18 protein-coding genes are annotated in these 13,283 nt (G+C 66.8%); 8 read left to right on the forward strand and 10 right to left on the reverse strand.

What is annotated here, in order from left to right:
- Window positions 1-55: 55 nt before the first annotated feature.
- Window positions 56-328 (forward strand): cupin domain-containing protein, encoded by a 273-nt coding sequence (locus tag ACZ5R1_RS00485; RefSeq protein ID WP_042135085.1) that lies wholly within the window; start codon window positions 56-58, stop codon window positions 326-328.
- On the opposite strand, the gene ACZ5R1_RS00490 is transcribed toward ACZ5R1_RS00485, so the two are convergent.
- On the reverse strand, window positions 325-453 hold the full coding sequence (locus ACZ5R1_RS00490) for a hypothetical protein (protein WP_255211810.1): 129 nt from the start codon (window positions 451-453) through the stop codon (window positions 325-327). The two genes, ACZ5R1_RS00485 and ACZ5R1_RS00490, sit on opposite strands and share 4 nt — an antisense overlap.
- A 114-nt stretch (window positions 454-567) precedes the next feature.
- A complete protein-coding gene (locus tag ACZ5R1_RS00495; RefSeq protein ID WP_007160229.1) occupies window positions 568-996 on the reverse strand; it encodes an OsmC family protein in 429 nt (142 codons plus the stop codon).
- A gap of 118 nt (window positions 997-1,114) precedes the next feature.
- Here ACZ5R1_RS00495 and ACZ5R1_RS00500 point away from each other — a divergent pair, with 118 nt between their 5' ends.
- Window positions 1,115-2,095 (forward strand): aldo/keto reductase, encoded by a 981-nt coding sequence (locus ACZ5R1_RS00500; protein ID WP_007160230.1) that lies wholly within the window; start codon window positions 1,115-1,117, stop codon window positions 2,093-2,095.
- 262 nt (window positions 2,096-2,357) lie between these two features.
- Here the strand turns inward: ACZ5R1_RS00500 and ACZ5R1_RS00505 are convergent, their stop codons facing one another.
- Window positions 2,358-2,960, reverse strand: coding sequence for an FMN-dependent NADH-azoreductase (locus ACZ5R1_RS00505; protein WP_042135088.1), 603 nt, complete (start codon window positions 2,958-2,960; stop codon window positions 2,358-2,360).
- A gap of 111 nt (window positions 2,961-3,071) precedes the next feature.
- Between ACZ5R1_RS00505 and ACZ5R1_RS00510 the strand changes: the two genes are divergently transcribed.
- The 3 genes from ACZ5R1_RS00510 to ACZ5R1_RS00520 all read left to right on the forward strand — a co-directional run bounded on the left by ACZ5R1_RS00510 (window position 3,072) and on the right by ACZ5R1_RS00520 (window position 4,698).
- Window positions 3,072-3,980, forward strand: a complete 909-nt coding sequence (locus tag ACZ5R1_RS00510) for a LysR substrate-binding domain-containing protein (RefSeq protein WP_042135090.1) — start codon at window positions 3,072-3,074, stop codon at window positions 3,978-3,980.
- 133 nt (window positions 3,981-4,113) lie between these two features.
- Window positions 4,114-4,362 (forward strand): type II toxin-antitoxin system Phd/YefM family antitoxin, encoded by a 249-nt coding sequence (locus ACZ5R1_RS00515; protein ID WP_027597296.1) that lies wholly within the window; start codon window positions 4,114-4,116, stop codon window positions 4,360-4,362.
- A complete protein-coding gene (locus ACZ5R1_RS00520) occupies window positions 4,363-4,698 on the forward strand; it encodes a type II toxin-antitoxin system RelE/ParE family toxin (protein WP_042135093.1) in 336 nt (111 codons plus the stop codon). It begins immediately after the preceding gene.
- Here the strand turns inward: ACZ5R1_RS00520 and ACZ5R1_RS00525 are convergent.
- The 3 genes from ACZ5R1_RS00525 to ACZ5R1_RS00535 form a co-directional block, all read right to left on the reverse strand.
- The gene (locus ACZ5R1_RS00525; RefSeq protein WP_027597298.1) at window positions 4,695-5,279 is read right to left on the reverse strand and encodes a LysE family translocator; all 585 of its coding nucleotides are present in this window, start codon (window positions 5,277-5,279) and stop codon (window positions 4,695-4,697) included. The genes ACZ5R1_RS00520 and ACZ5R1_RS00525 overlap by 4 nt on opposite strands.
- Window positions 5,280-5,326: 47 nt before the next feature.
- Window positions 5,327-6,166, reverse strand: a complete 840-nt coding sequence (locus tag ACZ5R1_RS00530) for an AraC family transcriptional regulator (protein WP_464712752.1) — start codon at window positions 6,164-6,166, stop codon at window positions 5,327-5,329.
- A gap of 74 nt (window positions 6,167-6,240) precedes the next feature.
- On the reverse strand, window positions 6,241-7,137 hold the full coding sequence (locus ACZ5R1_RS00535) for a LysR family transcriptional regulator (protein WP_027600568.1): 897 nt from the start codon (window positions 7,135-7,137) through the stop codon (window positions 6,241-6,243).
- A gap of 105 nt (window positions 7,138-7,242) precedes the next feature.
- On the opposite strand from ACZ5R1_RS00535, the gene ACZ5R1_RS00540 reads away from it, so the two are divergent.
- The 3 genes from ACZ5R1_RS00540 to ACZ5R1_RS00550 all read left to right on the forward strand — a co-directional run bounded on the left by ACZ5R1_RS00540 (window position 7,243) and on the right by ACZ5R1_RS00550 (window position 10,104).
- The gene (locus ACZ5R1_RS00540) at window positions 7,243-8,328 is read left to right on the forward strand and encodes a tartrate dehydrogenase (protein ID WP_042135097.1); all 1,086 of its coding nucleotides are present in this window, start codon (window positions 7,243-7,245) and stop codon (window positions 8,326-8,328) included.
- A 1-nt stretch (window position 8,329) separates the two neighbouring features.
- Window positions 8,330-9,208, forward strand: a complete 879-nt coding sequence (locus ACZ5R1_RS00545; RefSeq protein WP_042135099.1) for an alpha/beta fold hydrolase — start codon at window positions 8,330-8,332, stop codon at window positions 9,206-9,208.
- A gap of 104 nt (window positions 9,209-9,312) precedes the next feature.
- Window positions 9,313-10,104: a phosphatase PAP2 family protein gene (locus tag ACZ5R1_RS00550; RefSeq protein ID WP_042135101.1), complete on the forward strand. Its 792-nt coding sequence runs from the start codon at window positions 9,313-9,315 to the stop codon at window positions 10,102-10,104.
- Window positions 10,105-10,110: 6 nt separating this feature from the next.
- On the opposite strand, the gene ACZ5R1_RS00555 is transcribed toward ACZ5R1_RS00550, so the two are convergent.
- The 4 genes from ACZ5R1_RS00555 to ACZ5R1_RS00570 all read right to left on the reverse strand — a co-directional run bounded on the left by ACZ5R1_RS00555 (window position 10,111) and on the right by ACZ5R1_RS00570 (window position 13,277).
- Window positions 10,111-10,362: a hypothetical protein gene (locus tag ACZ5R1_RS00555; protein ID WP_007160239.1), complete on the reverse strand. Its 252-nt coding sequence runs from the start codon at window positions 10,360-10,362 to the stop codon at window positions 10,111-10,113.
- 267 nt (window positions 10,363-10,629) lie between these two features.
- Complete coding sequence (locus ACZ5R1_RS00560; RefSeq protein ID WP_464712753.1) at window positions 10,630-11,619, reverse strand: alpha/beta hydrolase; 990 nt, start codon at window positions 11,617-11,619, stop codon at window positions 10,630-10,632.
- A complete protein-coding gene (locus ACZ5R1_RS00565) occupies window positions 11,616-12,770 on the reverse strand; it encodes a gamma-butyrobetaine dioxygenase (protein ID WP_042135103.1) in 1,155 nt (384 codons plus the stop codon). The genes ACZ5R1_RS00560 and ACZ5R1_RS00565 overlap by 4 nt, the downstream gene beginning before the upstream one ends.
- A 36-nt stretch (window positions 12,771-12,806) precedes the next feature.
- Window positions 12,807-13,277, reverse strand: a complete 471-nt coding sequence (locus tag ACZ5R1_RS00570) for a thioesterase family protein (protein WP_042135105.1) — start codon at window positions 13,275-13,277, stop codon at window positions 12,807-12,809.
- Window positions 13,278-13,283 lie beyond the last annotated feature (6 nt).

Genomic DNA, 13,283 nt, shown 5'->3' on the forward strand with positions numbered 1-13,283 from the left:
AGGTGGGCGCTTTAGCCTGGACGAGGATCATCTCCCTTCAGCGTCAGGAGCCCTCTTGGACCAGATCACCTTCATCGAGCAACTCGCCCGCGAGGGCTTCCAGCCGCCGGTACTGGTCGAGCGCGAGGCCCTCGGCCGCCTGGACTCCCATGCTCATCCCTTCGAAGCCAAGGCGCTGGTCGTCCAGGGCGACTTGCACATCCGCACGGTCACGGGCGAGCGCCACTATGGCGTTGGCGAGGTCTTCCACCTGGCCGCCCACGAGCCGCATTCGGAGCGCTTCGGTGCCGAGGGCGTGCGCTATCTGGCAGGTCGGCGCCCGGCCTAGCCTTCGCTGTCGTTCTTCTCGATGTCCTTGCGCTGGCGATTGAGGATCATGCAGCCATAGATGCCGCCGCCCAGCAGCAACACGGCGAGGATGGAAAAAAGGGTCATGAAGAGGGAGTCGTTCATCGTGCTCTCCGAAAGCGAGGTCGGAGCAGTCTAGCGATTCGGCCTGTCGCTGCGAACGGCCTTTATGACGCGGTGTTGCCGATGCCAGGCGGCACCGGCAGGCACCTCAGAACCTTAGCCTTCGAGCGTGGCGTTCAGGTTGATCTTGGCGCCCTTGAGCACCTTGGACACCGGGCAGCCTTCCTTCGCCTGGTTGGCGATGGTGGTGAACTGCTCCTGGGTGGCACCGGGGATCTTGGCCTTCATGGTCAGATCGATGGTGGTGATCTCGAAGCCGTCGCCGACCTTGTCCAGGGTCACGTCGGCCTTGGTCTCGATGCGCTCGGGGGTCAGACCGTTCTGGCCCAGCAGCATGGAAAAGGCCATGGAGAAGCAACCGGCATGGGCCGCGCCGATCAGTTCCTCGGGATTGGTACCCGGGGTGTCTTCGAAACGGGTGTTGAAGCCGTAGGCATTGTCCTTGAGCGCGCCGCTCTCGGTGGAGATATGGCCCTTGCCATCCTTCAGACCGCCTTGCCAGACCGCGGAAGCATATTTCTTCATGGAGCGTCTCCGGTTGTGGATGAGAATTCATCTAGAACCACACGGCAGCCGGTAAGTTCGTTGCAGTCGATCCGGGACCCGCGTGGTCAACCTTTTTCGACCATCCCTGGAGGCCCCCATGAACTATCGCAATCTAGGCCGCACCGGTCTGAAGATCTCGCCCCTCTGCCTCGGCTGCATGACCTATGGCGTCCCGGAGCGCGGCAATCACCCCTGGACCCTGCCGGAAGACCAGAGCCAGCCGCTGCTGAAGAAGGCGCTGGATCTCGGGATCAACTTCTTCGACACCGCCAACAGCTACTCCGACGGCACCAGCGAAGAGATCGTCGGCCGCTTTCTCAAGGCCAACGCCGTGCGCGAGGAGATCGTGCTGGCGACCAAGGTGTACTTCCCGCTGCGCGACAAGCCCAATGTCGGCGGCCTGTCGCGCAAGGCCATCTTCGCCGCCATCGACGCCAGCCTGCAGCGGCTAGGCACCGACTATGTCGACCTCTACCAGATCCACCGCTGGGACTATCACACCCCCATCGAGGAGACCCTCGAAGCCCTGCATGACGTGGTCAAGGCGGGCAAGGCGCTGCACATCGGTGCGAGCAGCATGTATGCCTGGCAATTCGCCAAGGCGCTGCACACGGCGGAACGCCATGGCTGGACAAAATTCGCCACCATGCAGAACCACCTCAATCTGCTCAATCGCGAAGAGGAGCGGGAGATGCTGCCGCTGTGCCGCGACGCCGGCATCGGCGTGATCCCCTGGAGTCCGCTGGCCCGCGGCCGCCTGACCCGCGACTGGGACGCCAGCACCGCGCGCACCGAAAGCGATGCCTTCGGCAAGACGCTCTATACCGCCAGTGAGGAATCCGATCGGCAGATCGTCGCCGCCGTGGCGCGCATCGCCGAAGCCCGTGGCGTCCCTCGTGCCCAGGTGGCCCTGGCCTGGCTGCTGCAGAAGCCAGGGATCGACGCACCCATCGTCGGGGCGTCCAAGCCGCAGCATCTGGAGGATGCGGTGGCGGCGCTGGAGCTGCGCCTGAGCGAAGAAGAGATCGGTGCCCTGGAAGCGCCCTATGTGCCGCATCCGGTGGTGGGGTTCAGCTGAGGCGGGGGCTTGCCCTCACCCCGGCCCTCTCCCAGAGGGAGAGGGGGAAGACCGGGATGGCGCGGAGAATGAGTTCCGGCGCTCAAGCTGTCACGAAGCTTGATCTCTGGGCTCTAGCTCCCCTCTCCCTCGGGGAGAGGGGCCGGGGGTGAGGGCCCCTTCACCCCGACCTCGACTTTTCAGACTGCCACTGCCCACGCGCGAGAAGTCGCTAGCTCCCCTCTCCCTGACGGACAGGGGCCTGGGGTGAGGGCGACCGGATTCAGGCGAACTGCTCGGCGATCTGGCGTTCGGCGCTGGCCAGGGCCGCGCTCTTGGCTTCGTCGCCATAGGCCAGGCCTTCGGCATACACGGTCTGAACATCGGTGATGCCGAGAAAGCTCAAAACCAGCTTCAGATAGTCCGCATGGGCCAGTCCAGTCGGCTTGCCGGCATGGATGCCGCCCGCGGTAGCGACGATGATCGCCTTCTTGCCTTCACAGAGACCCACCGGACCGGCTTCGCTGTAGCGGAAGGTGGTGCCGGCCACAGTGATGCGGTCGATCCAGGCCTTGAGCTGGGTCGGGATGGTGAAGTTGTACATGGGCGCGCCCAGTACCAGGACATCGGCGGCGAGGAATTCCTGCAGGGCGCGGGCGTTGCGCTCGGCTTCGTCGCGCTGTTCGGCGCTGCGCTGCTCGGCCGGGGTAGCGCCGGCGGTCAGGCTGGCGGCGGAGAAGTCGCCCAGGGCATCGTGGGCGAGGTCATGGTAGCTGACCTCCAGTCCGGGCGTAGCGGCCTCGAGGGCGGCGACTACCTTGGCGGTCAGGGCACGGGAGGCGGAATGATCACCGAGGATGCTGGAATCGATGTGCAAGAGTTTCATGTGCGGTAGTCCTGTAGGGTTCGACGCGATGAGCCCAGACTACCGATAAGACGATCGGCTGATTAGTCGCCTAGAATGCGATGCTTCGTCCCATGGATAGGACAATCGTCCATGCAAGACCTCAATGATCTCGCCTACTTCGCCAAGGTGGTGGAAGCCGGGGGCTTCGCCGCCGCCGGGCGGCTGCTGGGCATTCCCAAGTCGCGGCTGTCCCGACGGATCGCCGAGCTGGAGACGCGCCTGGGCGCGCGGCTGCTGCAACGCACCACCCGTACCCTGACCCTGACCACCCTCGGCGAGCGCTACCTGGTGCACTGCCAGGCGCTGCTGCGCGAGGCGGAGAGCGCCGCCGAGACGGCGGCCAGCCTGTCCAGCGAACCGCGCGGCCCGCTGCGCGTGTCCTGCCCGGTGGCCCTGGCGCAGCAGTACCTGCCGGAGGTGGTGACGCAGTTCCTCGCGCGTTATCCCCAGGTGCAGCTGGACATGCTGCTGGTCAATCGGCGGGTGGACATCATCAACGAAGGGGTGGACGTCGCCCTGCGCGTGCGGGACCTCGCCGACGAGGAGCCGGGGCTGGTGGTGCGGCGGTTGCGTCAGGCCGCGGTGGTGCTGGTGGCGACTCCCGAATTGCTCGCCGGCCGGTCCCTGGATACACCGGAAGCCCTGCTGGGCCTGCCGCTGCTCGGCGCGCTCGAAGTGGATCGCAAGGTGCATCTGCGTCTGGTGGGCCCCCAGGGCGAACGGCGCGAACTGGTCCTGGAGGCCCGGTTGGGCATCGACGACTTCGGTGTCCGCAAGACCGCCGCCCTGGCCGGTCTCGGCTACACGGTGCTGCCGCTGATCTACTGCCAGGCCGAGCTGGCCGCAGGCCGCCTGCAGCGCCTGTTGCCGGACTGGTCCATCCCCGGCGGCCATCTGCAGGCCGCCTACGCCCACCGTCGCGGCCAACTGCCGGCCGTGCGAGCCTGGCTGGAGCATCTGGAGGCCAGTCTCCAGACGCACGACGGGGCGCCGGTCTAGCATAGGACTGTCCAGTCCTTATTCGGTCTGTATTTGGTTCTCTGATGTGCCACTGGTAGTCTGATGGGCAATCTATTACTGCCTGGGTCATCTCCGTCGGGAAACCCGGGCATTCGGCCCAGGAGGACATCCGATGAAAACCGAAACCATCAGCTACTTGAAGCGCCATGCGGCCAATCTGGATCTCGACGAGCCCATGATCGTTACTCAGAACGGGGTACCGGCCTATGTCGTCGAGTCCTATGCGGAGCGCCAGCGCCGCGACGAGGCCATTGCCCTGGTCAAGTTGCTGGCCATGAGCTCGCGTGAGGATGACGAGGGACAGCATCAAACCGCTGCGCAGATCAAGGATCGCCTGGCTGGGCGTTTCTCAGGAGCGTGAATGAACGTGACGCTACGGTTTACCGAGTGCGCCACCCTGAGTTTGGAAGATCAGATCCATCATCTGGCCGATCACACCAGCCAGCAGAATGCGCTCGCCAGGGTTATCGGGTTGATCGAAGCCGTCGAGAGCCAGCTGCCAGCAGCGCCCCTGGCTTTTCCCGTCAGCCGCCAGGCCAGTGAATTGGGCGTACTGCATTACCGTGAATTCAATCATGACGGTTTCCGGGTCTTCTACGAGATCAAGGCTACGGAACAGGCGGTGGTCGTGCTGCTGGTACTCAGGCAGAAGCAGAGCGTGGAAAAGGCGCTGATCCGCTACTGCCTGTTGCGCTAGACCACCGTCGCCCAGGCCGAGGCGAGCAGCAGCGCCGCCATCCCCAGGTTGAAGCCGCGCCAGGCGCGGGTCGATTTCAAACCATGCGCCGCGACCCGGCCGAGCAGGGCCCAGAGGCCCAGGCAGGGTACGGACACCAGCAGGAACACCAGGGCCAGCACCAGCACCTGGTGCCAGAGATCGGCACCGGGTTCGGCATAGACGGTCACCACCGCCAGCGCCATGCTCCAGCTCTTGGGGTTGAGCACCTGCAATCCGGCGGTGCCGCCGAAACCCAGGCGGGCACTGTCGTCCGCCACCGCGGGCGCCCCGGCGCGGGCCAGTTGCCAGGCCAGCCAGCTCAGCCAGAGCACCCCGGCCCAGGCCAGGGCGCGCTGCCAGTCGGGGTGTTGCGCCAGGGTCTGGCCGAGTCCGAAACCCACCACCAGCACCAGGGCCACCGCGCCCAGGCTGCCGCCCAGCACCAGCGGCAGGCTGGCCCGGGCGCCATGGCGCGCGCTGTGGCCGAGGATGAGCACATTGGTCGGCCCCGGGGTGATGGAGGCGACCAGGGCGAACAGCAGAAAGGGCAGCAGGGACATGGAAGACTCCCGAGAGGACTGAGCCACCAGGGTCGCAAGCCTTGCCGCTAGCGGTCTGGAAGATTCGAGCAGCGCGCGCGATAGGCCGCCGGGGTCAGGCCATAGGCGCGGCGGAACCAGCGCCCCAGGTGACTCTGATCGGCGAAGCCCAGGGCGGCCGCGGTCTCCGCCGGCGACAGACCATCGGCCAGCAGGCGGCGTGCCCGCGCCAGCCGCAGCTGCACCAGATAGGCATGGGGCGCCAGGCCGAAGGCGGCCTTGAAGGCGCGAGTCAGGCGGAATCTGTCCACCCCGGCGGCCCGGGCCAGTTCTTCCAGGCCGATATCTTCGTGGTGATGGGCATGCAGGAAGTCCCGCGCGCGCAGGGCCACCTGGGGCAGCCGCGGATCGCCGGCCTGGGGCGCGCGCCATTGCAGTTGCGGCAGGAGGCGCAGCAGCAGGGCATCCAGCGCGCTCTGGCGGACGATGCGCAATTCCGGACGACTCAGGACCTCATGGGCCCAAGCCACGGCGCGATGCAGCTCGGCCTGTTCCACCAGGGTTCGGGCGAAGCCGGGTTCGCCCAGGGGCCGGCCGTCGCCATGCAAGCCCTGCAGCTCGCGCGCCAGCCACTGGGGATCGAGATAGAGCATGGAATAGGTGAAGCCCTCGGCCTCCGGCGCCTGGCCATCGTGCAGTTCGCCGGGCTCGAGCAGAAAGACCTGGCCGGGGGTGCTCAGGTCGCGCTGGCCGCGACAGTGGAATTGCTGCAGGCCCTGCTCGGTGTAGCCCACCAGATAGGCGTCGTGCCAGTGCGGGTCATAGGCATGGCCCTCGAAATGGGCGCGCAGGGTCTCGATGCCGGTCTCGGCGTCCTGCTGCAGCTGGATCCAGTGATCGTCGGCCATGGCGAGAGAAGGGGGCTTTCGGGCCTTTCAGTCTAGTTACTGACCTGATGTCGGTCTGGAAGATTCGTGCAGCCCTAGCGTCCCAACCGCGCGGGCAGCTCCCGTGCCAGGTGGCGGATCAGTTCCGACAATCGGCGCGGCACGTGGCGCTGCTGGCGGTGCACCGCATAGATGGCCGCCGCCGATGCCTCGTGATCGGTCAGCAGCGGCACCAGGGCGCCGCTGGCGATCAGCTCGGCCACGTCCCATTCCGATCTCAGGATCAGCCCGTGGCCCTCCAGCGCCAGACGCACCACCACCTCGCCATCGTTGCTGCTCAGGCTGCCGCGGACCTTCTGGGCGAAATGCTGGCCGCCCTTGGTGAAGCGCCAGACGGCGTAGTCGCCGGCGTCCTGGCGCAGCACCAGGCAGTTGTGGTGCGCCAGGTCGGCCACGCTTTCCGGCACGCCGGCCCGGGCCAGGTAGCTGGGGGCGGCGCAGAGCAGGCGGCGGTTGTCCAGCAGGCGATGGGCGATGACCCGGGCGTCCGGCGGCTCGCCGACGCGGATGTCCAGGTCGAAGGGGCCGTCCAGCAGATTCACCGGATGACTGGAAAGGTGCAGGTTGAGCTCCAGCTCGGGATGACGGCGGGCGAAGTCCGACAGCAACGGCGCCAAGTGGCGGCGGCCGAAGCCAAAGGTGGCGTTGAGATTGAGCGTGCCACTCAGGGGCGCATCGGGTCGGCCAACCGCGGCCTCGAGATCCTCCAGCTGAGTCAGCAGCGGACGGGCGCCTTCCAGATAGCGCAGGCCTTCCGGGGTCAGGTCCAGGCGTCGCGTGGTGCGGCGGATCAGCTGCACGCCCAGCCGGCGCTCCAGGGCGGTGAGTCTCTTGCTGACGGCCGCCAGCGACAGGCCCAGTTCCCGGGCGGCGGCGGTCAGGCTGGGGTGGCCAGCCAGGCGGACAAAGAAGGCGAGGTCATCGGCGGACAAGATTCTTGATCCCAGGTTAAGAATGGCTTTCCCTGTGGCGGGATTGTACGCCCCTGGCGCAGGACTACACTGGGTCCATCTCACCCAGACTGCCGGAGAACGTCCATGCAAGCGTCCAAGCCCCACAAGATCGCGGTCATCGCCGGAGACGGCATCGGCAAGGAAGTCATGCCCGAAGGCATCCGCGTGCTGGACGCCGCCGCCCGCCGCTTCGGACTCTCGCTGCAGTGGGACCACTTCGACTTCGCCAGCGCCGAGTACTACCAGGCCCATGGCAAGATGCTGCCGGACGACTGGTTCGAGACCCTCAAGGACTACGACGCCCTCTATTTCGGCGCCGTCGGTTGGCCGGACGTGGTACCCGACCACATTTCCCTCTGGGGCTCGCTGCTGCAATTTCGCCGCCGCTTCGACCAGTACGTCAACCTGCGGCCCTGCCGGCTGATGCCCGGGGTCAAGGCGCCCCTGGCCAATCGTCAGCCGGGCGACATCGACTTCTATGTGGTGCGCGAGAACACCGAAGGGGAGTATTCCAGCGTCGGCGGCATCATGTTCGAGGGCACCGAACGCGAGGTGGTGATCCAGGAAACGGTGATGACCCGTCACGGCACCGACCGCATCCTCAAGTTCGCCTTCGACCTGGCCCAGCAGCGGCCGCGCCAGAAGCTGACCTCTGCCACCAAATCCAACGGCATCGCCATCACCATGCCCTGGTGGGACAAGCGCGTGGAAGAGATGGGCAAGGCCTATCCGGACGTGGCGGTGGACAAGTTCCACATCGACATCCTCACCGCCAACTTCGTCCTGCACCCGGACTGGTTCGACGTGGTGGTGGCCAGCAACCTGTTCGGCGACATCCTCTCCGACCTGGGCCCGGCCTGTACCGGCACCATCGGCATCGCGCCCTCGGCCAACATCAATCCGGAACGCACCTTCCCCAGCCTGTTCGAGCCGGTACACGGCTCGGCGCCGGACATCGCCGGGCGGGGCATCGCCAATCCCATCGGCCAGATCTGGTGCGGCGCCATGATGCTGGAGCACCTCGGCCATGCCGACGCCGGCGCTGCCGTGGTGGCGGCCATCGAGGCGGTGCTGCGCCAGGGGCCCGAGCAGGCACCCCTGACCCGCGACCTCGGCGGTCAGGGCACCACCGAAAGCCTGGGGCAGGCCATCGCCGCGGCCCTGGCCTGAAATGGACGGCCTCTTCGCGGGATTCGAACAGCGGCAGCTGAGCGTCAACGGCGTCGAGCTCAATTGCCGCGTCGGCGGTCAGGGCCCGGCGCTGCTGCTGCTCCACGGTCATCCGCAGACACTTGTCATGTGGCACAAGGTAGCGCCGCGTCTGGCCGAGCGCTTCACCCTGGTGGCCGCCGATCTGCGCGGCTATGGCGACAGCGCCAAGCCGGAGGCGGGTGCCGAGGCGTACAGCAAGCGTACCCTGGCGCGGGACAACGTCGAGCTGATGCGCCGGCTGGGCCATGAGCGCTTCGCCGTGCTGGCCCACGACCGCGGCGCCCGGGTCGCCCATCGCCTGGCGCTGGATCATCCCGCGGCGGTGGAGCGGCTGCTGCTGCTGGATATCGCGCCGACCCTGGCCATGTATCGGCAGACCGATGAGGCCTTCGCCCGCGCCTACTGGCACTGGTTCTTTCTGATCCGCCCGGCGCCGCTGCCGGAGCGGTTGATCGAAGCCGATCCGGAAGGCTATCTCAAGGGCGTGATGGGTACCCGCAGCGCTGGCCTGGCGCCCTTTCCGCCGGAGGTGCTGGCCGAATACCTGCGCTGCCTGAGCCTGCCCGGCACTGCCCGTGGTATCTGCGAGGACTATCGCGCCAGCGCCGGGATCGACCTGGCGCATGACCAGGCCGATCTGGATGCCGGGCGCCGGCTGGAATTGCCATTACGCATACTCTGGGGTGCGGAAGGCACCGTGGGGCGCTGCTTCGATCCCCTCGCCGAATGGCGCCAGGTGGCCACCCAGGTCAGCGGCCGCGCCTTGCCGGGCGGGCATTACCTGGCGGAAGAGCTACCGGATCTGGTGGTAGAGGAGGCCCTGGCCTTCTTTGGTTGACGCGGTGACTGCAAAGGAGTGTTGCATCATCTGGCTGTAACAAAGTGTGACGTTATCGAGGTCGAGCGGGTCTATTCGTGAAATTTTCGTGAAAAGAGACCTCGATGAACGCTCCACTCTTCGCTTCCACCTGGCAGTGGCGCCGCCTGGCGCTGTGCCAGGGACTGGCTCTGGGCCTGTTGCTGCTCTGGCTGATTCCGGGTGTGCGCAGCCAGCTGCTGGCCTTCGACGCCGGGTTGTTCCATGCCCTCAACGCGCCCCTGGCCCAGTCCACCGCCTGGCTCTACCTCTGGACCTTCTTCAGCCTGAGACCGGTGGATGCCCTCGTTGGCCTGGTGCTGCTGGCGCTCCTGGTCCGTGGCGGCTGGGCCTATCCGGCCCGGCAGGTGCGCCCGGCGCTGGCGGCCTTCATCGGCCTGCTGGTGATCCTGCTGATCGTGCGAACGCTGTTGACCAAGGGCATCGAAGCCTGGGGTTTGCAGCATTCCAGTCCGTCCGATGTGCTCTCGGGCGCCTATCTGCTCAGCGATCGCTTTCCCGGACTGGAGCACGGCTGGGAATTGAAGGACAGATCCGGCGCCAGCTTTCCCGGCGACCATGCCTCGGTGCTGCTGCTCTGGGCGCTGTTCATGGCGCATTTCACCCGCGGCGGACGCCGGTTGATGGTGGCCGCGCTGGCCGTGCTGTTCATGCTGCCGCGCCTGGTGGCCGGCGCCCACTGGGGCTCGGATGACTATATCGGCGGTCTGGCGCTAGCCCTGGCCGTCATCAGCCTGGGCCTGCATACGCCGCTGGCGGCCGTCTTCGCCCGCCAGGGTGAGCGCCTGCTGACGCCGCCGTTGCGGAGTCTGGGCCGGTTGCCGCTGCTGGGTCGGCTGAGTCTGCTGCGGCCCTAGCGCCTGCTAGCCGCGTGGCTGGGCCAGGGCTGGCAGCAATTGCTGGTCGATGGCCTGGCGCACCGCCGGCAGCAGCGCCGCGCTGCCGGACAGCAATTCCTGGATCAACTGCCGCAAGGCCTGGGCGCGCTCCTGGTTGAGTCCCGTCACCGCCTGGCGGCAGGCCTCGTCCGCGGTGGCCGCGGGCGTTACGTTGAAACCCAGCGCACGCAGGCGGTCGCGGAAGTCGTCCTGGTCGATCAAGTCGGCGATCATCATGGTGCTGCCCTCTCCGGTGGAATGCCTGGATTCTCCCATCGGCGTCGCAGACGGCAAGCCGGGCTGGCGTCGCCGCATAGCCGGATGTCGTTTTTGGAAAGCACCGCGCCCGCCAGCCAGGCAATGTAGGTTTATTACGACGTCATGCCCGGACAATCTGCCGCAGGGTCAAGAGCGACGTTCGCGGTTAGAATGGCGCCTATCAACGACATTTTCCGGTTGTTCGCCACCAGAGCCGAGCAACCCCCGGTTACACACTGAGGCCCATCAGGGCGTTTGAACCTCTTCCGTCTCCAGCGGTTGAGGTTTTTTTTTGTCTTTTGCCAGGTCAGCAGGGGGCAGGGCGCCCAGGTCGCCCGCGAGAAAGCGCTCCAGGGCCTCGCGCAGCGCCTCGGCCCGCCGACCCTGGGCGCGCAGGGCGCCGTGCAGCAGACCGGCGCCTTGCCACAGGCGACCGGGCGTTCCGCCGGCACGCAGGGCGGCGATATAGGCGCGGCCATGGTCGGCCAGGGGATCGCGCCGGGCCACGGCGACAAAGGCCGGCGCCAGTCCACTGCAATCGCTAGCCTCCAGGGGCAGGGCGAGAGACTCCCGGCGCTGCGCCTGGCGAGGCAGATAGACCTCCAGACACGCCCGCCAGTCGGCCGCGCTCAGCAACGGCGCCGCGGCCTGCCGGCGTTCGCTGGGCAGCACCCGCGCGGTCAGCGCCGGATAGATTAGCGCCTGGGCCCGGGGCTGGGCACGCCCTTGCTGCCGCAACGCCAGGCATAGGGCGGCGGCGAGATTGCCGCCGGCACTGTCGCCGGCCACCGCCAGCCGGGTCGGGTCCAGCCCCAGTGTCGGGGCGTGCTGCTGCAGCCAGTCCCAGGCCTGGCGGGCATCGTTCAGAGCGGCGGGATAGGGATGCTCCGGCGCCAGGCGATAGTCCACCAGCAGCACCGCCAGCCCCAGGCGCCGCGCCAGGCGCGCGGCGAGAAAGCCGTGGGAATCCAGGTCACCGAGCATCCAGCCGCCGCCATGCAGATAGAGCAGGGCGGGGCGGTCAGCGGCGGCCTCCTGCGGCGCCACCAGCCGCAACGGCACGTCGCCGGCGCAATGATCGCTGACCGCCAGGCCCTGATAGTCCGCCGGTGCCAGGGCGGCGCAGAGTCGGGCGTAGGCCTGGCGCTGAGCCTGGATATCCGGGTCGGCCGTGGCGAAGGCCTGGCTGGCCGCGACGAAGGCGGCCATGTCCGCCGACAGCGGTGGCTGGCTCATCGTTGCAGCACGCGAATCCGGGAATGCAGTTCGTCTCTGTCGACATAGCAGCCCTGGAAGTGACGCGCGCCGCTGGCAGGGTCGAATTCATCCCTGGCATGCAGGGCGCGTCTGTTGTCGAAACACCACAGCTGACCCGCTTCGAGTCGCTGTCGATAGCGGAAGCGATCGTCGCGCGTCAGGGCGATGAAGCGACGGTAGGCGCGGTAGAGCAGCGGCATGGTGGCGGGCAGGGTGCTGAAGGGGCCACGCAGGAAATTCGCCATGCGGATTTCCGTCACCTCCTGGTTTTCGCCCAGGGCAATGATGGGCGCCTGGTAGCGATAGTCAGAAGACCTGCCCCGATTGCGGAATTCGATGGGCAGGGTGGTGAGGATCTCGAAGGACTGCGGGTCTTCTTCCCTGAGCACTTCCGCCAGTTTGAAACCATCGACGAAGGTGCTGCTGCCGCCGCGTGCGTCGTTGACCAGGCAGTGCAGGAATTGCAGACCGGGTTGCAACTCGCGGGTCGGCAGATCGGTATGCAGCGGGAGGTTGAAGGCGGTATAGGCGTTGCTGTCCGCATCGACCTTGGACTGGACATCGAAGAGCGTGCCGAAATTGCTTTCCCGGATGAAGGAAATGCGTTTCGCCACGGGGACGAGCGCGCCGCTTTCGGTAGGCACGTCGTGGATCAGGGACAGGCCGGTATCTCTCACCATTAGCAGCCAGGCCAGCAGCGCGGTGTCGTCGGCCATTACGTCGGTGTAATGGAAGGCTGGAACAGCCAGGCTGCTGTCCCAGAGCCTTTTCTTCGGCTTCAGCCGTTCCCGTTCAGCGAGGGATTCCTCGTCATAGGCGTGGGCGCGCAACCAACCCGCGTCGTAGGTACTGGCATGCCCGTCTTGCCAGAGGATGTCCAGATTGCCGTCATCCGTGAGGGTCACCCGGGCGGCCTGAATGTCTTCGGGAATATCCAGGATCTCGACGACCTGCTCGCGGGTAACGGAATAGACACAGCGCGAGCAGGGGCAGTTGTCCCTGAGCCAGAGCAGGTGGTAGGGACTGGTTCGGCCGTCCAGCCAAAGCACCGTGACCTGAGTGTCATCCTCCAGGGCGCTGCGTATCGGGCTGATGACCTTGTAGGTACTGAAGTCGGCGATGGCGCTCATGTCAGGGTGACTCCGCTGGATCCTTGGGGTCGTTGGTCATTTTCTCGCGGGCGGCAGGCCGATGACCCGCCCGACGTGCTCCGGCCAGGGTTCGTCCCGCTGCGCCGCCAGCCGGGTCGCCAGCCAGTCGTGCACCGCGGGGGCGAAGGGCGCCGATTTAGGACCGGCTAGGTCCACGTGCAGCAGCAACTGCTCGGAGGCGGCCAGCAGCTCTGTCTCGCCCTCGCGATACAGCCCGAAGTGCAGGTGCAGACGCTTGGCGTCCAGAGCCAGGAATCTCACCCGCACCTCCAGCTGGGCGTCCGCCTTCACCTCGTGCAGGAAGTTGAGATGGCACTCCAGGGTGAACAGCGAGTGCCCGCTGGCGGCGCGGCCGGCGGCGTCCAGGCCCATGGCGTCCATCAGGGCGTCGGTGGCGTGGCTGAAGATCAGCAGGTAGTAGGCGTCGCGCAGATGACCGTTGTAGTCGACCCACTCGGGGGCGACGGTGGTGCTGTGGATCAGCATGACCCT

Source organism: Pseudomonas sp. Pso3, from assembly GCF_055393275.1.

Coding starts and splice junctions, on each gene's coding strand:
- ACZ5R1_RS00490 (WP_255211810.1), bottom strand. CDS start 453: ATGAACGACTCCCTCTTCATGACCCTTTTTTCCATCCTCGCCGTGTTG.
- ACZ5R1_RS00495 (WP_007160229.1), bottom strand. CDS start 996: ATGAAGAAATATGCTTCCGCGGTCTGGCAAGGCGGTCTGAAGGATGGC.
- ACZ5R1_RS00500 (WP_007160230.1), top strand. CDS start 1,115: ATGAACTATCGCAATCTAGGCCGCACCGGTCTGAAGATCTCGCCCCTC.
- ACZ5R1_RS00505 (WP_042135088.1), bottom strand. CDS start 2,960: ATGAAACTCTTGCACATCGATTCCAGCATCCTCGGTGATCATTCCGCC.
- ACZ5R1_RS00510 (WP_042135090.1), top strand. CDS start 3,072: ATGCAAGACCTCAATGATCTCGCCTACTTCGCCAAGGTGGTGGAAGCC.
- ACZ5R1_RS00515 (WP_027597296.1), top strand. CDS start 4,114: ATGAAAACCGAAACCATCAGCTACTTGAAGCGCCATGCGGCCAATCTG.
- ACZ5R1_RS00520 (WP_042135093.1), top strand. CDS start 4,363: ATGAACGTGACGCTACGGTTTACCGAGTGCGCCACCCTGAGTTTGGAA.
- ACZ5R1_RS00525 (WP_027597298.1), bottom strand. CDS start 5,279: ATGTCCCTGCTGCCCTTTCTGCTGTTCGCCCTGGTCGCCTCCATCACC.
- ACZ5R1_RS00530 (WP_464712752.1), bottom strand. CDS start 6,166: ATGGCCGACGATCACTGGATCCAGCTGCAGCAGGACGCCGAGACCGGC.
- ACZ5R1_RS00540 (WP_042135097.1), top strand. CDS start 7,243: ATGCAAGCGTCCAAGCCCCACAAGATCGCGGTCATCGCCGGAGACGGC.
- ACZ5R1_RS00545 (WP_042135099.1), top strand. CDS start 8,330: ATGGACGGCCTCTTCGCGGGATTCGAACAGCGGCAGCTGAGCGTCAAC.
- ACZ5R1_RS00550 (WP_042135101.1), top strand. CDS start 9,313: ATGAACGCTCCACTCTTCGCTTCCACCTGGCAGTGGCGCCGCCTGGCG.
- ACZ5R1_RS00555 (WP_007160239.1), bottom strand. CDS start 10,362: ATGATGATCGCCGACTTGATCGACCAGGACGACTTCCGCGACCGCCTG.
- ACZ5R1_RS00560 (WP_464712753.1), bottom strand. CDS start 11,619: ATGAGCCAGCCACCGCTGTCGGCGGACATGGCCGCCTTCGTCGCGGCC.
- ACZ5R1_RS00565 (WP_042135103.1), bottom strand. CDS start 12,770: ATGAGCGCCATCGCCGACTTCAGTACCTACAAGGTCATCAGCCCGATA.
- ACZ5R1_RS00570 (WP_042135105.1), bottom strand. CDS start 13,277: ATGCTGATCCACAGCACCACCGTCGCCCCCGAGTGGGTCGACTACAAC.